The organism is Frigoribacterium sp. AC394, from assembly GCF_979258095.1.
This window is the reverse complement of record NZ_OZ409834.1, coordinates 848258-865675: the sequence shown is the minus strand read 5'-3', so window position 1 is coordinate 865675 and position 17418 is coordinate 848258. Positions and strand designations below refer to the sequence as shown.

The window sequence follows — 17418 nt, the reverse complement described above, 5'->3', positions numbered from 1 at the left end:
GGTGCCAGCCGATGCGCGCCTCCTGCAGTAATCTGATCCGACGTGCCGCCTTCCGAGCGGCCCATCCCGAAGACGGAGACCATGACCCCGCGCATCCTCGTGGTCGACGACGACCCCGCTCTGGCCGAGATGATCGGCATCGTCCTCCGGGCCGACGAGTTCGAGCCCCACTTCTGCAGCGACGGCAGCGCGGCGCTCGACGCCTTCCACAACTCGGGCCCCGACCTCGTGCTGCTCGACCTGATGCTGCCGGGCATGGACGGCCTCGAGGTCTGCCGCGCGATCCGCGCCGAGAGCGGCGTCCCGATCATCATGCTGACCGCCAAGGGCGACACGGTCGACGTGGTCAAGGGCCTCGAGAGCGGCGCCGACGACTACGTGGTCAAGCCGTTCAACCCGAAAGAGCTCGTCGCCCGCATCCGCACGCGCCTGCGCCCCGCGACCGAGCCCACCAACGACGTCCTGACCGTCGGCGACCTGCGCGTCGACGTCGCCGCCCACGAGGTTCGACGCGGCGAGACGGCGATCCCGTTGACGCCGCTCGAGTTCGAGCTGCTTCTCGCCCTGGCGTCGAAGCCCCAGCAGGTGTTCACGCGCGAGATGCTGCTCGAGCAGGTCTGGGGCTACCACTACAAGGCCGACACGCGCCTGGTGAACGTCCACGTGCAGCGCCTCCGGGCCAAGGTCGAGCACGATCCCGACAACCCGCGCATCGTCACGACCGTGCGCGGCGTGGGGTACCGGGCCGGTTCGAGCGCGTGATGGCGTGCCCGGGCCGCGGTCGCCCGTGAGGTCCATGAGCTCCACGAGCTCGGAGGGCTCCGCCGGTTCGACGGGCCCCCGGGTCCCCGTGGGCGCAGCCGGGCCATGACGTCGCCCCGCCTTGCCCTCCCCGGGGCGACGGTCCGGCGGCTCGCCGTCGTGGGTCGCCGGCTGAGCCACGTCTGGCGGTCGTCGCTCGAGCTCCGCACCGTCGCCCTCACCGTGGTGCTCGCGGGGGTGGGCGCGTCGATCATCGCGGCGTCGATCTCGGTCAGCATCGGCGCGAACCTGTTCGATCAGCGCCGCGACCAGGTGCAGTCCGAGTCGTTGCGGGCGACCCTGCTGGCGCAGAGCATCTTCGACTCGGCGACGGCCACCGAAGACGCCGACCAGGTCGAGCTCGACTCGTTGCAGAACGAGGCCCAGAGCGCGATCCTCGGCTCGACGTCGAGCCCGGGCGGCACCCGCATCGCCATCCTCCGCACGCCGGGTCAGACCACCGCCCGCACCATCCAGAACATCGCCAGCCCCGACTTCCCGGCGGACGTCATCACGTCCGACCTCCGTCGGCAGGTGGCCGCCGACACCGGGTCGCTCGCCCTGCAGTCGGTGTCGCTGGCGTCGACCTCAGGAGGCGCGGCGCCGGGGATCGCCGTCGGTTCGACCCTGCAGGTGCCCACCGCGGGCCAGTACGAGCTCTACCTCGTGTACGACCTCGGCGACGCCGAGGCCACCCTCGCCCTGATGCAGCGCACCCTCGCCATCGGCTCGATCGCCCTCGTCGCGCTGATCGCCCTCATCACGTACGCCGTCGTCCGGCTCGTCGTCGCCCCCGTGCGGGTGGCGGCCGAGACGAGCCAGAAGATCGCCGCCGGTCATCTCGAGGAGCGCATCCCCGAGAAGGGCGAGGACGTCGTGGCGACGCTCGGGCGGTCGTTCAACGGCATGGCCGACGCCATGCAGAGGCAGATCTCGCAGCTCGCCGAGCTGTCGAGGGTGCAGCAGCGCTTCGTCAGCGACGTGTCGCACGAGCTGCGGACTCCGCTCACCACCATCCGCCTCGCCGGCGACGTGCTCTACGACCAGCGCGAGGGCTTCAGCCCGTCGGCGGCGCGCACCACCGAGCTGCTGCACACCCAGGTGGACCGCTTCGAGCTGCTCCTCGCCGACCTCCTCGAGATCTCCCGGTTCGACGCGGGAGCCGTCGAGCTCGAGCTCGAGCGCATCACCCTCGTGCGACTCGTCGAGGACGGCGTCGCCGAGTACGAGCCCCTGGCGGCCGAGACGGGCAGCGAGATCGAGATCGTCGCCCGGGGCGGCTACTTCGAGACGGAGGTCGACGCCCGTCGCGTCCGCCGCATCTTCCGCAACCTGCTCGGCAACGCGATCGAGCACGGCGAGGGACGCCCGATCACCGTCGAAGTCGACTCCGACCCCGACTCCGTCGCGATCGCCGTCCACGATCACGGGGTGGGCATGACCGAGGCCGACGCCGAGCGCGTCTTCGACCGCTTCTGGCGTGCCGACCCGTCACGCCGTCGGACGATCGGGGGCACGGGTCTCGGGCTGGCGATCAGCCTGGAGGACGCCGTGCTGCACGGCGGGCGCATCGACGTGTGGTCGAGACCCGGCGAGGGCAGCCGCTTCGTCATGACGCTGCCCCGCGTCGTCGGGCGGCCGGTCGACTCCTGGCCCCTGCCGATCCGACCGGAAGGACTCTCATGACCAGTCGGACCTCCCGACGCCCAGTGGCCCTCGCCGTGGCCGCCTCGGTCGTCGCCGTGCTCGTCGGCTGCGCGGGCATCCCCGACAACGGTTCCGTTCAGCAGGGCGAGTCGATCACGAGCGACGTGGTCGACAGCGACGTCGTCTACACGCCGAACGGCCCCTCCGTCGGCAGCTCGCAGGAGCAGCTCCTCAACGGCTTCCTCGCCGCGGGCACCGGGCCGCAGAACGACTACGCCGTCGCGCGGCAGTTCCTCTCGACGGGGTTCGCCGACGGCTGGGACCCTCGGGCGAGCGTCACCATCCGCCCGGGGACGGGCACCACGACCCGGGTCTCCGACACCGAGCTCGACTACACGTTCGTCGACTCGGCGACGGTCGACGACGACGGGCGCTACGCCCCCGCGACGTCGTCCGTCCCCACGACGCTCGGCTACCGGTTCGTGCAGGAGGACGGCCAGTGGCGCATCAGCGACGCGCCCGACGGGATCGTGCTCACCCCGGCGACCTTCCAGTCGGTGTTCCGCGCCCACTCGGTCTACTTCTACGACCCGACCTTCACCTACCTGGTCCCCGACGAACGGTGGTTCCTGGCGCGCTCCTCCACGGGCACGCGCATCGCCAGCGCGCTGCTCTCCGGTCCGTCGCCGTGGCTGCAGGGCGCCGTCGTCTCGGCGTTCCCCGACGGCACGAGACTGTCGCTCACCGCCATCACCGTGGAGGACGGCACGGCACGGGTCGACCTCACGGCCGACGCCCTCGGGGCCGGGGCGGACGCCCGGGCCCGCATGCAGGCGCAGCTGCTGGCGAGCTTCTCCAGCGTCGCCGCGATCACGAGGGTCGAGCTGAGCGTCGAGTCGACGGTGCTCGAGGTGCCCGACCTGGGCTCCGACTCGCCCCTCAGAGATCCGACCGTCGACGCGCGTCCCCTCGTCGTCGCCGACGGGGTCCTCGGCTTCGCGTCGCGGAGCTCGGTGAGCGAGCTCGACGGGCTGTCGTCCGCCGTGGCCGATCTCGGCGCGACGTCCGTCGAGCTGTCCGGAGACCAGTCCTCCGCCGCCGTCGCGACCCCGGAGGGGGCCGTGCTCGCGAGGGTCGACGGCAGCACGCGCCTCCTCGACGCGCGCCCCGGTCTCGTGCCGCCGACGCTCGACGACCGGGGCTTCGTCTGGAGCGTCCCCGAGAGCGACCCCGAGGGTCTCCGCGCCATCGGCGCCGACGGCGTGTCGCACCGGGTCGTCTCGTCGCTGCCGGGCGGCGCCGACGTGGTCGCCCTCCGCGTCTCGCGCGACGGCACCCGCGTCCTCGCCCTCCTCGACGACGACGGTGACGCGCGCATCCTCGTCGCCGCCGTCGTCCGAGACGCCGACGGCATCCCCACGGCCCTCGGCGACGCGCTCGAGCTGGCGGCTCCCACGGGGGTGCCCGTCGACGCGACCTGGGCCGATCAGTCGTCGGTCGCCGTCCTCACCCGAGCGGGTGACGAACCCCAGGTCACCGTCTCCGAGGTCGGCGGACCGGCCACCTCGCGGGGCAGGCCGCCCGGCGACCCCGACACGATCGTCGGCGGCAACGGTCTCGCCCGTCTGCAGGTCCGCACCTCCGACGGGACTGTGCTCGAGCCCCGCGGCAGCAGCTGGCAGGACAGCGGCGTCCGAGCCGATCTGCTCGGCACCCAGCGCTGATCCCGACCCGGCGTCACTCCTCCCCGGCGGGCCGAGGTCCGCGCCTGCTGTGGACGACTCCCGTCGCGGCGCGGACCCCGCCGGCGGGCCGGGCACGCTGGGTGCATGACGACTCGAACCGCCCTCCGCGAGGCCCTGTCCGTCGTGTCCCCGGTGGCCTGCGCGGGGTGCGCTGCGCCCGACGTCGAACTCTGCAGCGACTGCCGCGTGCGACTGGAGCCGGCGGTCCGATCACGCACCCTCGTCACCGGACTCCGGGTGGTGTCGGGGCTCGACTACGAGTTCGAGGTGCGCCGCGCGGTCATCGCCTTCAAGCAGCAGGGCAGGCTAAGGCTCGCGCGATGGCTCGCCCCCGCTCTGCGGGCGGCGCTCGCCGAGGCCTGCCCGCCGGGTGCGCCGCCGTCGCTCGTCGCTGTGCCGGCCTCGAGGGCGGGCCTCAGGAGGCGCGGGTTCGATCCCGTGGGTCTGCTCGCCCGGGAGGCGGGGCTGGTCCTCGCACCGCGCCTCCTGAAGTCCGTCGTCGGTGCGGGTGGTTCGCAGAAGCATCGCGACCGGGTGCAGCGGCATCGCGATCGACTGGGCAGCCTCCGGGCTGCCGCCGATCTGACAGGACGTCGCGTGCTGCTCGTGGACGACGTCGTCACGACGGGATCGACGCTGCTCGAGGCGGAACGGGCGCTCGTGACGAACGGGGCGACGGTCGTCGGGGCGGCCTGTCTGGCGTCCACGCCGCTCACCGGGAGACGGCTGTGACCGATCGCCCGCGGGCATTCGAATCCGCTGGAGAACGTGCGACTCGGTGGACACGGGGTGACGGGCGGGGGCCGTCACGGTTACGGTGGGGCAAACGGCGTGAAAGAACACTCGCCTGGCTGACAGGCGGCACGTCTTAGCCAAAGGAGGTCGTCATGGAAATTTCCGTCACGGGTCGAAACGTCGGGATCACCGATCGTTTCCGCGACTACGCCACTGACAAGGCCGACAAGGTGGCGCAACTCGCCACCAAAGCCCTGGCACTCGAGATCAAGGTCTCGAGGCACCACGAGAAGTCGAGCGGTCAGGCGGGAGACGACCGCGTCGAGCTCACCCTCATCGGACCGGGTCCGCTCGTGCGCGCCGAGTCGACGGCCGGCGACAAGTACGTCGCGTTCGATCTCGCCATCGCGCGTCTGCTCGAACGGGTCCGCCGCGCCAAAGACCGCAAGAAGGTGCACCGGGGTCAGCACCGACCAACGTCGCTGCACGAGGCGGCGACGTCCGACTTCAGCACGCACGGCGTGACGCCGGCCGCCGCCGAGACCCTCGACGCCGTCCGCACGGGCGCCGTCGCGGTCGTCTCCGACGACGACGCGGCGACCTCGGCCGCCGAGGCGGAGGAGGAGTACTGCCCCGTCGTGATCCGCTCGAAGGTGTTCGCATCGACGCCCATGACGGTCGACGACGCGCTCTACTACATGGAGCTGGTCGGGCACGACTTCTATCTCTTCATCGACTCCGAGACCGATCGGCCGAGCGTGGTCTACCGCCGGAAGGGCTGGGACTACGGCGTCATCGGCCTCGACCAGTCGGCCCCCGAGCTGCAGGAGGTCGCCACGGCGCTCCGGGCGGGTCTGGCCGGCTGATCGGACCCACGGGGCCCCGCGAAGCGGGCCCCGACGCGGCCGCGGCCCTGCGGAGACGACGAGGCTCTCGCCTTGCCGGCTCCCAGGGCCGCGGCCGCTAGTCTTGTTACCATTCTGTGCTCGTCCGTCCGCGGGTCGAGCCGATCCCGGCGAGGCCCTCGGGCCCGCCTCACGGGGTGCGCGGGTCTCTTCGCGTGCTCGACCGAAACACAGGGAGTAACCGGTGGCCAACGTTCTCGAGAAGGTCCTTCGCGTCGGCGAGGGCCGTACCCTCCGCAGGCTCAAGGCGTACGCCAAAGCCGTCAACGAACTCGAAGACGACTTCACCACGCTCACCGACGACGAGTTGAAGAACGAGACCGTCGAGCTGCGCGAGCGATACGCGGGCGGGGAGTCGCTCGACGATCTGCTGCCCGAGGCGTTCGCCGCCGTCCGCGAGGCCTCCAAGCGGACGCTGGGCCTCCGGCACTTCGACGTCCAGCTGATGGGCGGCGCCGCCCTGCACCTGGGCAACATCGCGGAGATGAAGACCGGTGAGGGCAAGACCCTCGTCGCGACGACCGCTGCCTACCTGAACGCGATCGCCTCGCGCGGCGTGCACGTGATCACCGTCAACGACTTCCTCGCCAGCTACCAGTCCGAGCTGATGGGCCGGGTGTTCCGTGCGCTCGGCATGACCACGGGCTGCATCCTCGCCGGTCAGACCCCGGCGCAGCGTCGCGAGCAGTACGCCGCCGACATCACGTACGGCACCAACAACGAGTTCGGCTTCGACTACCTACGCGACAACATGGCGTGGCAGTCACAGGACATGGTCCAGCGCGGCCACTTCTTCGCCGTGGTCGACGAGGTCGACTCCATCCTCATCGACGAGGCCCGGACGCCGCTCATCATCTCCGGTCCGGCCAGCGGTGAGGCGAACCGCTGGTTCGCCGAGTTCGCGACCATCGCCCGCCGTCTCGTGTCGGGTGTCGACTTCGAGGTGGACGAGAAGAAGCGCACCGTCGGCGTGCTCGAGCCCGGCATCGAGAAGGTCGAGGACTACCTCGGCATCGACAACCTGTACGAGTCGGCCAACACGCCGCTCATCTCGTTCCTCAACAACGCGATCAAGGCCGACGCGCTGTTCAAGCGCGACAAGGACTACGTCGTCATCAACGGCGAGGTCCTGATCGTCGACGAGCACACCGGCCGGATCCTGAGCGGGCGCCGCTACAACGAGGGCATCCACCAGGCGATCGAGGCGAAGGAGGGGGTCGAGGTCAAGGCCGAGAACCAGACGCTCGCCACGGTCACCCTGCAGAACTACTTCCGCCTCTACAAGAAGCTCTCGGGCATGACGGGTACGGCCGAGACCGAGGCCGCCGAGTTCATGAGCACCTACAAGCTCGGTGTCGTCCCCATCCCGACGAACCGTCCGATGCAGCGCATCGACCAGACCGACCTCGTCTACAAGAACGAGACGGCCAAGTTCGACCAGGTCGTCGAAGACATCGTCGAGCGTCACGCGAAGAACCAGCCCGTGCTGGTCGGCACGACGAGCGTCGAGAAGAGCGAGTACCTCTCTCGTCTCCTCGCCAAGAAGGGCGTCAAGCACGAGGTCCTGAACGCCAAGAACCACGCCCGCGAAGCTGCGATCGTCGCCCAGGCGGGCCGGGCCGGGGCCGTCACCGTGGCCACCAACATGGCCGGTCGCGGTACCGACATCATGCTCGGTGGCAACGCGGAGTTCCTCGCGGTGGCGGAGATGAACGCCAAGGGTCTCAGCCCGGTCGACACCCCCGACGAGTACGAGGCCGCATGGGACGCCGTCTTCGCGTCGCATAAAGAGGCCGTGGCCGAAGAGGCCGCGAAGGTCATCGAGGCGGGCGGGCTGTACGTCCTCGGGACGGAGCGCCACGAGTCGCGCCGCATCGACAACCAGCTGCGCGGGCGCAGCGGACGTCAGGGCGACCCGGGGGAGAGCCGCTTCTACCTGTCGCTGACCGACGACCTCATGCGTCTGTTCAACTCGGGCGCGGCCGAGTCGCTGATGGGTCGGGGCAATGTGCCCGACGACCTCGCGATCGAGAACAAGATCGTCGGACGCGCCATCCGGTCGGCGCAGTCGCAGGTGGAGTCGCGCAACGCCGAGATCCGCAAGAACGTCCTCAAGTACGACGACGTCCTCAACCGTCAGCGCGAGGCCATCTACGGCGACCGTCGGCACATCCTCGAGGGCGACGACCTCCAGGACCGCGCCTCCAAGTTCCTGGACGACGTGGTCAACGAGGTCATCGACCAGCACACCGGCGAGGGCAGCCCCGACGACTGGGACCTCGACGCGCTGTGGACGAGCTGCCGCACGCTGTACCCGATCTCGATCACGATCGACGAGGTCATCACGGAGGCCGGCTCGAAGGGCAAGGCCACCCGCGACTTCCTCGGCCAGGAGATCCTCTCCGACGCCAAGGTGGCGTACAAGACCCGGGAGGAGTCGCTCGGCGAGGCGGCCATGCGCGAACTGGAGCGCCGTGTCGTCCTGTCGGTCATCGACCGCAGATGGCGCGACCACCTGTACGAGATGGACTACCTGAAAGACGGAATCGGTCTGCGTGCCATGGCGCAGCGCGACCCGCTGGTCGAGTACCAGCGCGAGGGCTACGCGCTCTTCCAGAGCATGATGGGCCAGATCCGCGAGGAGTCCGTCGGCTTCCTGTTCAACCTCGAGGTCGAGGTCCAGGGGCAGGTCGACTCCCAGAAGGCACCGGTCATCGCCGCGAAGGGTCTCGGCAACGAGCAGGCCCCGCCTGCGCTCGAGTACTCGGCCCCGAACATCGACGGCGAGGTGGAGGTGCGCGACCAGAAGGGTCGTCTCGAGAAGGCGGCGACGGCGCGTGCCCAGCGGCAGCAGGACACCGCCGAGCGCACGACCGCCCCCGAGGTCGCCGCGGCACGCGCCGCGAGCGGTCCGGCACCGGCCGCGGCGGGCAAGGGCGCCTTCGGTCAGAAGACCGGGGGCGACGAGCCCGCGCCCGTGAACCGGGCCGAGCGCCGCGCCGCGGGCAAGAAGGCCTCCGACTAGACGTCGGGTCGAGCAGCAGAGAGGAGGCGCACCCGCTCAGGCGGGTGCGCCTCCTTCTATCGTCTGCTGGTCCGCTCTGGCGGATGTCGCTCTGTCGCTCAGAGGATGTGCAGGGCGCTGGCGCGCCAACGACCTCGGACGGTCTCGAGACGCACGGCCACGCCGCGGCTGCGGCCACGACCGTGGACGACGACGACCGCCTCGACGATGCCGGGGGAGGGCTCGGCGATGTGGACTCGCCCGAATCGCAGCACCGGTCGATGCCTGCGGACGCCGTGGGCGAGTCGAGCCTGAGTCGAGACCCTGACCCGGTTGCGCAGCGTGGCGAAGACGTCGGCGGTGACCCATCTCGCGAGCTGGTCGATGTCGCGGGCGCCCGCCATGACCTCCAGCACCGATCTGGCCAGGGCCTCGACGGCGGCTTCGGCGGTGATGGGTCGGACATTCGACGACAGGGAGTCTGGCGACACTGCGGCGAGTGCCCCGCAACCCTCGACGGCGCTGAGATGGCGCGTGGGGGCGATCGTCTTCGTCGGCGTGTCGCCGCCCCCGGGCTCTGGCTCGATGCGGGGCGAAGGGGTGGCTGGTGAGGAACGTGGCATGGTGCTCGAACTTTCGTGAAAGCGGCTCGGACGAACACAACATATGACATTCGGTATTGATTTGCTAGGGACAGGCCGATCTGTGGAGAACTCGTGTCGCACCGATTTTCCGTGATCGCGGCTCGACTTAGACTGGGGCGGTGTCGACGCTCAGTGATCTCGTACTCGCCCAGGGCCGCTCCAGCGAAGCGGACATCGAGTGGCTGCACCTGCTCGTCGGCGACTGGCAGCTGCTGGCCGACCTGGCGTTCGCCGACATGGTCCTGTGGGTCCCGACCCAGACGGGAAGTTTCGTGGCCGTCGCCCATGCGCGGCCGTCGAGCAGTGCGACGCTCTTCTATCGCGACTTCGTAGGCCAGGAGGTCCGGCCCGAGTGGCGGGTGCAGATCGACTCGGCCTTCTCGTCGACCCGCATAGTCGACTCGGCGGCCCCCGACTGGTACGAAGAGACCCCGACCAGAGTCCGGGCCGTCCCCGTGCTGCGTCGCCTCGGCGCCAGCCGCCCCGACGTGACCGAGGCTCCGATCGCCGTCATCACACGGCACACGAACCTCAGCGAGGCCCGCACCCCGAGTCGTCAGGAGCTGACCTTCAATCAGTGCGCCAACGACCTCTTCGCCATGATCGCCGCGGGCGACTTCCCCGACCTGGGTGCGCCCACCGGGCCTCGTCGGGGCGCCCCCCGCGCCTCCGACGGGCTGCTCCGGCTCGACGTCGACGGTACGGTCACCTTCGCGAGTCCCAACGGCCTGTCGGCCTTCAACCGGATGGGCTTCGACGGCGAGCTCGAGGGCGAGTCGTTGGCGGAGGTCACCACGAACCTGCTGCAGGGCAAGCTCGTCATCGACGAGTCGCTGCCTCTGGTCGTCACCGGGCGCGCCCCGTGGCGGACGGACATCGAGGCTCGCGGCGTGACGGTCTCGCTGAGGGCCATCCCGCTGCGCGACCGTGGTGAGCGGATGGGCGCGATCGTCCTCTGCCGCGACGTCACGGAGCTGCGGCACCAGGAGCGCGAGCTGATCACCAAAGACGCCACGATCCGCGAGATCCACCACCGTGTGAAGAACAACCTGCAGACGGTGGCGTCGCTGCTCCGCATCCAGGCCCGCCGGACGCACACCGATGTCGCCCGCGAGGCCCTGACGCAGGCCATGCGCCGGGTGGCCTCCATCGCCGTGGTTCACGACACGCTGTCCGAGGGGCTGAGCCAGAACGTCGATTTCGACACCGTCTTCGATCGCGTCCTGATGCTCATCGCCGAGGTCGCCTCGAGTCACAACACGACGGTCCGACCCGCGCTGGTGGGCAGTTTCGGTGCGCTGCCGAGCGAGTACGCCACCCCGCTGGCGCTGGCGCTGACCGAGCTCGTCACGAACGCCGTCGAGCACGGTCTCGACGGTCGCGACGGCGAGGTGCAGATCGTCGCCGAACGCGACGACGAGCAGTTGACCGTCAAGGTGCGCGACAACGGCGTGGGTCTCCCCGAGGGCAAGGTCGGCTCCGGGCTCGGCACCCAGATCGTCCGCACGCTCATCCAGGGCGAGCTCGGGGGCACCATCGACTGGCACACGCTCGTCGGCAGCGGCACCGAGGTCACCATCGAGATCCCGTTCCGCTGGCTCACGCAGCCCTGATCGGCGGTGAGGGCTCCCTGAGAGCGGCTGTCAGCGCCTCCTGAGACGACGAAGAGAGGCCGGCTCCCCGTGGGGGAGCCGGCCTCTCATGCGCCGTCCGGATGGCCGAGGCCACCCGACGGCGAGGTCGTCTAGCTGGCGCGGCGGGCGCGAGCGGCGCGGCGCTTGAGCGCGCGGCGCTCGTCTTCGCTGAGGCCGCCCCAGACGCCGGAGTCCTGGCTGGTCTCGAGCGCGTACTGCAGGCACGTCTCGGTGACGGTGCACCGGCCGCAGACGGTCTTCGCCTTGTCGATCTGGTCGACGGCGGGGCCGGTGTTGCCCACGGGGAAGAACAGCTCCGGGTCTGCGGTCAGGCAGGCGGCCTTGTCACGCCAATCCATCGATGGGTACTCCTTTAAATGCTGAACCGGCGCAACGAAGCACCGGTTCCGGATGGGGGAAAGAGAAAGAATTCGGGAGGCGCGCACGGCCGTGTGCACGTCACTTCGACCTCGAATATGGTCGCATACTGGTACGGCCAAATCAAGGATTTTGTGGAGGGCGACGCATGAGCGGAGCGGCTGAGAACGACCCGGCGACGCCGACAGATCCGTCTGCCGACCGGCGGCGCCCCGCCCTGCTGTGGCTGCTGATCGTGCTCCTCGTCGGCGAGCTCGCCGTCGTGGCGTCCGCCGCCGGCTATCTCCTCGTCGAACTCGTCGTCGAGACGCCGTCGTCGTACGCGTCGGCCGTCGCCGTGCTCGTGCTGACCCTGATGGCGACCGCTTGGATCGGCTCCATCGTCGTCGGCGCCTTCCGTGGTCGAGCCTGGATCCGCGGTGCGGCCATCGTGTGGCAGGTGCTGCAGATCGCGGTCGGCGTCGGCAGCCTGCAGGGCACGTTCGCCAACCCGACCATCGGCCTCTGGCTCATCGTGCCGGCCGTGCTCGTCGTCGTGCTGCTGCTCACCCCGTCGGTGGTGGCTGCCACGTCCCGCCGCGACGAGGTGCCGCCCCGCACCTACTGACCGGATGGCGCAGGAGGCGCGGGGCGGCATCAGGGATCGGGGTCAGTCGAGCGCGAGCTTCTTCCGCAGCGACGCCACGTGCCCCGTCGCCTTCACGTTGTAGAGCGGCAGCACGACGGCGCCCTCTCCGTCGACGACGAACGTCGAACGGATGGTGCCGGTGACGATGCGTCCGTAGCTGTTCTTCTCGCCGTAGGCGCCGTAGGCCTCGTGCACCGTGAGCTCGGGGTCGCTCAGCAGCGGGAAGTTCAAGCCCTGCTCGTCCTTGAATCGGCGGAGCGCCTCCGGGGCGTCCTTCGACACGCCGAGCACCTGATAGCCGGCCGACTTCAGCGAATTGATGTTGTCGCGGAAGTCGCACGCCTCGGTCGTGCAGCCGGGCGTCGATGCCGCCGGGTAGAAGTACACGATGACGTTCTGCCCCGCGAAGTCCGCCAGCGAGACCGGCGAACCGCTCTCGTCGTCCAGGGTGAAGGTCGGCGCCGGGGCGCCCTTCTCGAGTCTCGTGGCCATGATGCTCCGATCTGCAGGCGCGCGAGGCGCCCGTGTGTTCAAGTGGGGTCAGAACTCATGCTAATGTTGGTCCTCGTTGCGGGGCATACCGCGGCGCGCACCTCTAGCTCAATTGGCAGAGCAACTGACTCTTAATCAGTGGGTTCTCGGTTCAAGTCCGAGGGGGTGCACGAAAATGTGTCCCCCGTGTTCATCAGTCGATGAAGCGGGGGATTTTTCGTCGTGCCGGTCTGGTCGGCTCCGCCGACGTGCGGCCTGGGGCCGCGCGGGGTGGGGGTGCTTTGCCGCCAGGTGCGTGTTGCTCGGGGGCGACGTCGCTTCGCTCGTCGCGGTGCGGCTTCGCCTCGCTGGCCGCGGGGTGGGGACGGGGCGACGTCGCTTCGCTCGTCGCGGGGGCTGGGGGCGCGGGAGCGGGACGGAGGGGGCGGAGTCCGTCCCGCTCGCGGCGGGGGAGTGGCGCTACGGGCGGTCGTCGCCCGGACGGGGGTGCTGCGCCGCGGCGTCGCGGCCCGTGACGGGATACGGGCCGGTCATGCCCTCGCGGAGGCGCGCGGCGGCGAGGATGCGATCGCGCTGCAGGTGCCAGCCGAGCATCAGCAGCGGGATGATCACCACGAGCGACATCACCGTCAACGAGCCGATCGGCCAGTCGATCGCCATCAGCACGACCACGGCGAGGAGGAACGCCAACGTCAGGTAGCTCGTGACCGGGGCACCCGGCAGGCGGAACGAGGGCTCCTTCGCCTTGCCCTCCTTCGCCCAACGGCGGAGGCGCATCTGGCAGAGGATGATCGTGCCCCATGCGGTCAGGATGCCGAGCGACGCGATGTTCAGCACGATCTCGAACGCCGCACTCGCGCCGACGATCGCGTTCAGGCCGACGCCGAGCAGCGTGATGGACGCCGTCAGCAGGATCCCGCCGAACGGCACCCCGCCCTTCGACATCTTCGTCGTGAACTTCGGGGCCGAACCGTTCATCCCCATCGAGTGGAGCACGCGACCCGTCGAGTACAACCCGGCGTTCAGGCTCGACAGCGCGGCCGTCACGACCACGAAGTTCATGATCGACCCGGCGATGCGACCCACCTCGGGGCTGCCGATGCTGCTGAAGAACGTGACGAACGGGCTCTCGCCCTCGGCGTACGCGGTGTACGGCAGCAGCAGCGACAGGAGCACCAGCGAGCCGACGTAGAAGACCGCGATCCGGATGATCACCGTGTTGATCGCCCGCGGCACCACCTTCTCCGGGTTCTCGGTCTCGCCCGACGCGGTTCCGACCAGCTCGATCGCGGCGTACGCGAAGACGACGCCCTGCACGACGAGCACCGCCGGCAGCAGACCGCTCGGCAGGATCCCGCTCGCGGCGACCACCGACCATCCGGTGTCGACGGCCGCGCCGTCGTGGGTCACCGGGAACGCCGCGGCGAGCCAGACGACCCCGACCACCAGGAAGATCACGAGCGCGGCGACCTTGACGATCGCGAACCAGAACTCCATCTCGCCGAACACCTTCACGGCCAGCAGGTTCACCGACAGCACGACGGCCAGGGCCACGAGGGCCAGCAGCCACTCGGGGGCGGCCGTGAAGGCCTTCCAGTACTGCAGGTACAGGGCCACGGCGGTGACGTCGACGATCGCCGTCATCGCCCAGTTCAGGAAGTACATCCAGCCCGCCGCGTAGGCGAACTTCTCGCCGTAGAACTCGCGGGCGTACGAGACGAAGGATCCCGAGGAGGGGCGGTGCAGCACCAGCTCGCCGAGCGCGCGCAGGATGAAGAACGCGAACACGCCGCAGATCGCGAAGACGATCGCGAGAGAGGGCCCCGCCGTCGCCAGCCGCCCGCCGGCGCCGAGGAACAACCCCGTCCCGATGGCGCCGCCGATGGCGATCATCTGCAGCTGCCGGGGCTTCAGACCGTGCTGGAACCCCTCCTGCTCGTGGCTGAAGTCCTGGGGGACGGTGTCCGGGTGCGCGGCCGGGCCGCGGTCTCCGTCAGATGCGCTCATGCCGAGAGGGTAGGCCCGAGTCTGCAGTTCGCGCACATCGGGAGGTCGGCATGTCGGGGGACCCTCGCTCTGCGGACGACGGCCCTCGGAGGTGCAGTGCGTGTAACGAAACGGCCACGATGTCGATGCCCATGAACACGGCGATCGGAGGGGATCGGGGTACACGTCCGGTCCCTCCGGAGGGGGGTGCGGGTTGGGATGAGCGACACATGTTCGCTACGGTCGTCGAGGCCCGCTCCGGTGGGCCCGTCATCATCAGGACGCGTTGATCGGCGGTCCGGCAGTATCGGATCCCGGTCGCCGTATGGTCTGGTGGCGCCGGTGCCGGTCCCATGACCGCACCAGTGGGGTACAGGTTCGCATCTCGGATCACGATGCTTGAGCCGGACCGTCCCGCATGCGCCGTCGACCCGTCCGCCCGACCAGAACGCCGCCGACGGCGCGCCTGCCCGAGCGGAAGGCGTCCACCGGCGTGCCCGCGGAGAGCCCATGACAACGACACCACCCGCCGTGCGTGCGAAGAACCTCTACAAGGTCTTCGGACGCCGCCCCCGAGAAGCGGTCACCCGCCTCGAGTCCGGCGCCAGCCGCGCCGACGCCTCGGCCTTCGGCACGGCAGCCGTCATCGATGCGTCGTTCGACGTGCAGCCCGGCGAGATCTTCGTCGTCATGGGGTTGTCGGGCAGCGGCAAGTCGACCCTCATCCGCATGCTGAACGGCCTGCTCGAGCCGACCTCGGGCTCCGTGGAGGTGTCGGGGTCGAACATCTCCGACGTCCCCGCGAAGGAGCTGCGCGCCGTCCGGCGGAAGCACGTCTCCATGGTGTTCCAGCACTTCGCGCTGCTCCCGCACCGGACCGTGATCGACAACGTCGCCTACGGCCTCGAGGTGCAGGGCGTCGCCAAGGCGAAGCGTCTGGCCAAGGCCCGCGAGGTGACCGAGATCGTCGGTCTCGCCGGCTGGGAGGACAAGCTCCCGAGCGAGCTCTCCGGCGGCATGCAGCAGCGCGTCGGCCTGGCCCGAGCGCTCGCAGCCGAGACCGACATCCTGCTGATGGACGAGGCGTTCAGCGCTCTCGACCCGCTGATCCGTCGCGAGATGCAGGAGCAGCTGCTCGAGCTGCAGGCGAAGCTCGGCAAGACCATCGTCTTCATCACGCACGACCTGAACGAGGCCATGTTCCTCGGCGACCGCATCGCGGTCATGCGCGACGGCCGCATCGTCCAGATCGGCAGCCCCGAGGACATCCTCACCGACCCGGCCAACGACTACGTCGCACAGTTCGTGCAGGACGTCGACCGGGCGCGGGTCCTCACCGCGTCGAGCGTCATGGAGCCGGCCCGGGCCGTCGTGCAGCTGACCGCCGGCCCCCGGGGTGCGCTCCGCACCCTCCGCGATCTGCAGACCGCGGCCCTGTTCGTCCTCGGCCGAGACCGCAAGCTCCTCGGCTGGGTCCGCGACCGCCACGTCATGCGTCAGGTCAAGACGAACGACACCGACCTCGAGGCGATCGTGAACACCGAGTTCGCCAAGGTCGGCCCCGACGCCGCCCTCGTCGACCTCTTCGAACTCGCCGTCGAGAGTCCGCTGCCCATCGCCGTGGTCGACGACCGCGATCGCCTGATCGGCGTCATCCCGCGGGTCACGCTGCTCGCCGCCCTCGGCAACGTCGACACGACGACCTCGCCCATCCCCGTGCTCGAACCCGTCACGCGGTTCTCCGAGAGCGAGCTCGACGCCACCCTCGCGACGGAGGAGACCCCCGTCGCGGTCACCGAAGGAGCCACCCGATGAACGACATCCTCCGCATCCCCTTCGGCAGCTGGGTGTCGTCGGTCGTCGACTGGATCACCGACAACCTCGGCGGCTTCTTCGACGTCGTGCGCGCCGTCTTCCTCTTCTTCTACGAGTGGATGGAGTACATCCTCAGCGCGCCTCCGTTCTGGGCCGTGGTGATCGTCGTCGCCGCTCTGGCGTTCTTCGCCCGCGGCTGGAAGTTCGCCGTCGGCTCGGCCGTCGGCCTGCTGCTGATCAGCTCGGTCAACCAGTGGGAGAACGCCATGGCGACCCTCGCCCTGGTGCTCGTCGCCGGTGCCATCGCGATCGCGATCAGCATCCCCCTCGGCGTGCTCGCGGCCAAGTCGACCATCGCGTCGCAGATCATCCGCCCCGTCCTCGACTTCATGCAGACGACCCCGGCGTTCGTGTACCTCATCCCGGCTCTGCTGCTGTTCCGGGTCGGCGTCGTGCCGGGCATCGTGGCCACCATCGTGTTCGCCATGGCACCCGGCGTGCGACTGACCGAGCTGGGCATCCGAGGGGTGGACACCGAGGTGGTCGAGGCCGGCCAGGCGTTCGGTTCGTCGCCGTGGCGGATCCTGCGACAGATCCAGCTGCCCCTCGCGAAGCCGAGCATCATGGCCGGCGTCAACCAGGTCATCATGCTGTCGCTCTCGATGGTCGTAATCGCGGGCATGGTCGGAGCCGGCGGACTCGGCGGCGACATCGTCGCGAGCCTCAACCGCATCGACGTCGCCCTGGGGGCCGAGGCCGGCGTCTCGGTCGTGATCCTCGCGATCATCCTCGACCGCATGACGGCGGCCCTCGGCGCGGACCGCCGTCGTCGCCCGTCGCGCTCCACGCGCGCCGCCGGCAGCGCTCCCGCCGCCTCCGGTGGTGCCGAGACCGAGGTCGACGCCACCCCGCTCCCCGACGCACCGGCGCCCGAGCGCGCCACCGCGTCGGTCTAGAACCCCGGCGGGTCGGCCGGCGTCATCGGCCGACCCGCACCTCCTGCA

14 protein-coding genes and 1 tRNA gene are annotated in these 17418 nt (G+C 70.0%); 11 read left to right on the top strand and 4 right to left on the bottom strand.

Going from position 1 to position 17418, the window contains the following annotated elements; translation table 11 throughout:
- Positions 1 to 81: 81 nt before the first annotated feature.
- The 6 genes from mtrA (at position 82) to secA (ending at position 8858) form a co-directional block, all read left to right on the top strand.
- Positions 82 to 762: an MtrAB system response regulator MtrA gene (mtrA, locus tag ACZZY9_RS03915; RefSeq protein ID WP_463463063.1), complete on the top strand. Its 681-nt coding sequence runs from the start codon at positions 82 to 84 to the stop codon at positions 760 to 762.
- Positions 763 to 867: 105 nt separating this feature from the next.
- Positions 868 to 2487, top strand: a complete 1620-nt coding sequence (gene mtrB, locus ACZZY9_RS03910) for an MtrAB system histidine kinase MtrB (protein WP_243213546.1) — start codon at positions 868 to 870, stop codon at positions 2485 to 2487.
- On the top strand, positions 2484 to 4172 hold the full coding sequence (locus ACZZY9_RS03905; RefSeq protein ID WP_463463062.1) for an LpqB family beta-propeller domain-containing protein: 1689 nt from the start codon (positions 2484 to 2486) through the stop codon (positions 4170 to 4172). The genes mtrB and ACZZY9_RS03905 overlap by 4 nt, the downstream gene beginning before the upstream one ends.
- Positions 4173 to 4277: 105 nt before the next feature.
- On the top strand, positions 4278 to 4925 hold the full coding sequence (locus ACZZY9_RS03900) for a ComF family protein (protein WP_463463061.1): 648 nt from the start codon (positions 4278 to 4280) through the stop codon (positions 4923 to 4925).
- A gap of 155 nt (positions 4926 to 5080) precedes the next feature.
- Entirely contained in the window at positions 5081 to 5794 is a 714-nt protein-coding gene (gene hpf, locus ACZZY9_RS03895) for a ribosome hibernation-promoting factor, HPF/YfiA family (protein ID WP_463463060.1), read from the top strand.
- Positions 5795 to 6017: 223 nt separating this feature from the next.
- Complete coding sequence (gene secA, locus ACZZY9_RS03890) at positions 6018 to 8858, top strand: preprotein translocase subunit SecA (RefSeq protein ID WP_463463059.1); 2841 nt, start codon at positions 6018 to 6020, stop codon at positions 8856 to 8858.
- A gap of 98 nt (positions 8859 to 8956) precedes the next feature.
- On the opposite strand, the gene ACZZY9_RS03885 is transcribed toward secA, so the two are convergent.
- Entirely contained in the window at positions 8957 to 9328 is a 372-nt protein-coding gene (locus ACZZY9_RS03885; protein ID WP_463463058.1) for an Rv3235 family protein, read from the bottom strand.
- A gap of 272 nt (positions 9329 to 9600) precedes the next feature.
- On the opposite strand from ACZZY9_RS03885, the gene ACZZY9_RS03880 reads away from it, so the two are divergent.
- Positions 9601 to 11094 (top strand): sensor histidine kinase, encoded by a 1494-nt coding sequence (locus ACZZY9_RS03880; RefSeq protein ID WP_463463057.1) that lies wholly within the window; start codon positions 9601 to 9603, stop codon positions 11092 to 11094.
- Between the two features lie 131 nt (positions 11095 to 11225).
- Here the strand turns inward: ACZZY9_RS03880 and ACZZY9_RS03875 are convergent, their stop codons facing one another.
- Positions 11226 to 11474: a WhiB family transcriptional regulator gene (locus ACZZY9_RS03875; protein WP_055796236.1), complete on the bottom strand. Its 249-nt coding sequence runs from the start codon at positions 11472 to 11474 to the stop codon at positions 11226 to 11228.
- A gap of 167 nt (positions 11475 to 11641) precedes the next feature.
- On the opposite strand from ACZZY9_RS03875, the gene ACZZY9_RS03870 reads away from it, so the two are divergent.
- Positions 11642 to 12100 carry a hypothetical protein gene (locus ACZZY9_RS03870; RefSeq protein WP_463463056.1) on the top strand — a complete coding sequence of 153 codons (459 nt, stop codon included), beginning with the start codon at positions 11642 to 11644 and terminating at the stop codon, positions 12098 to 12100.
- A gap of 42 nt (positions 12101 to 12142) precedes the next feature.
- On the opposite strand, the gene bcp is transcribed toward ACZZY9_RS03870, so the two are convergent.
- The gene (bcp, locus tag ACZZY9_RS03865) at positions 12143 to 12613 is read right to left on the bottom strand and encodes a thioredoxin-dependent thiol peroxidase (protein ID WP_463463055.1); all 471 of its coding nucleotides are present in this window, start codon (positions 12611 to 12613) and stop codon (positions 12143 to 12145) included.
- A 97-nt stretch (positions 12614 to 12710) separates the two neighbouring features.
- Between bcp and ACZZY9_RS03860 the strand changes: the two genes are divergently transcribed.
- A tRNA-Lys gene (locus ACZZY9_RS03860) sits at positions 12711 to 12783 on the top strand.
- A gap of 289 nt (positions 12784 to 13072) precedes the next feature.
- Here the strand turns inward: ACZZY9_RS03860 and ACZZY9_RS03855 are convergent.
- Positions 13073 to 14620, bottom strand: a complete 1548-nt coding sequence (locus ACZZY9_RS03855; RefSeq protein ID WP_463463054.1) for an amino acid permease — start codon at positions 14618 to 14620, stop codon at positions 13073 to 13075.
- 489 nt (positions 14621 to 15109) lie between these two features.
- Here ACZZY9_RS03855 and ACZZY9_RS03850 point away from each other — a divergent pair, with 489 nt between their 5' ends.
- Positions 15110 to 16414 carry a quaternary amine ABC transporter ATP-binding protein gene (locus tag ACZZY9_RS03850; RefSeq protein WP_192058426.1) on the top strand — a complete coding sequence of 435 codons (1305 nt, stop codon included), beginning with the start codon at positions 15110 to 15112 and terminating at the stop codon, positions 16412 to 16414.
- Positions 16411 to 17370, top strand: coding sequence for an ABC transporter permease (locus ACZZY9_RS03845; RefSeq protein WP_463463053.1), 960 nt, complete (start codon positions 16411 to 16413; stop codon positions 17368 to 17370). Before ACZZY9_RS03850 ends, ACZZY9_RS03845 begins: the two co-directional genes overlap by 4 nt.
- Positions 17371 to 17418 lie beyond the last annotated feature (48 nt).